Genomic DNA, 972 nt, shown 5'->3' with positions numbered 1-972 from the left:
TCCTGCTTTTCTTTATCCGGTTCCGCATCGATGATGATACGGATTGCAAAGAGATCGTAGATGCCCTCGAAAGATGTTTTTTGTTTCTGAATTTTATTCCAGATGGAATGAATGGATTTGGTGCGTCCTTTGATGTCGAACTTCAAGCCGGCTTCTGTCACTTTTCGTTTGATCGGTTCGATAAAGGATGCGATGTACTTATCGCGGGACGCTTTTGTTTCATTCAGTTTGTCTTTGATGAAGTAATATGTATCCCGTTTGGTGTATTTTAGTGACAGGTCTTCCAATTCGGATTTTAGCTTGTACAACCCTAACTTGTGAGCCAGTGGAGCATACAGATAGGCTGCTTCATTGGCTACTTTAACACGGTCTTCTTCGTTGTCGGAGTCTTTGATTTGCCTCATGATATTGACGCGGTCGGCAATCATGATCAGAATCACCCGCATATCTTCGGCAAATGAGAGGAGCAGGTTACGGAAATTTTCCGATTCGATGGCCGGACTTTTGGCGTAAAGTTCGTTTGTCTTTACCAACCCGGTAATGATACTTGCTACATCTTCTCCGAATTCACTGCGTACGGTTGTGAGCGGTAATACGTTATTTTTTACGATTTCGTGCAACATGATTCCCACCAGGCACGAACCTTTCATTCCTATTTCATCGGCTAATATAAAAGCTCATCCCTATTTCACCGCCTACTAAACCAGCCGTTTGTAAATCTCTGATTACAGGATTCATACCAAAGTTATTGCGGCAAAGATGATTACACTGTGCTGCATGAATAAGGTATTTTTTCAATTTCCGGGTGTCATCCTTTGTGATACTTTCTCCTGCTGTCCGTATCAGTTGTTTGTATAAAGCGAATAGCTCAGCTTTCTCTTCTGGGGTGAAAAATGAAATATTCTCCATGATAAATAATCATTTAAATGTACCAATTGAATAATTAGCCAATGTGCCAATATGCCAATGTGC

General features: G+C 41.3%; 1 pseudogene (only partly in view). It reads right to left on the bottom strand.

Annotation, left to right across the window (positions count from 1 at the left end):
- A pseudogene (locus QVP90_RS15620) lies at window positions 1-909 on the bottom strand (RelA/SpoT family protein); it reaches 1,364 nt to the left of the window's first position.
- Between the last annotated feature and the right edge of the window lie 63 nt (window positions 910-972).

The sequence above is a fragment of the Bacteroides sp. CAG:189 genome, assembly GCF_000432295.1.
GTDB classification, from domain to species: domain Bacteria; phylum Bacteroidota; class Bacteroidia; order Bacteroidales; family Bacteroidaceae; genus Bacteroides; species Bacteroides salyersiae.
The sequence above is the reverse complement of the archived record's forward strand: the minus strand, read 5'-3'. Positions and strand labels throughout refer to the sequence as shown.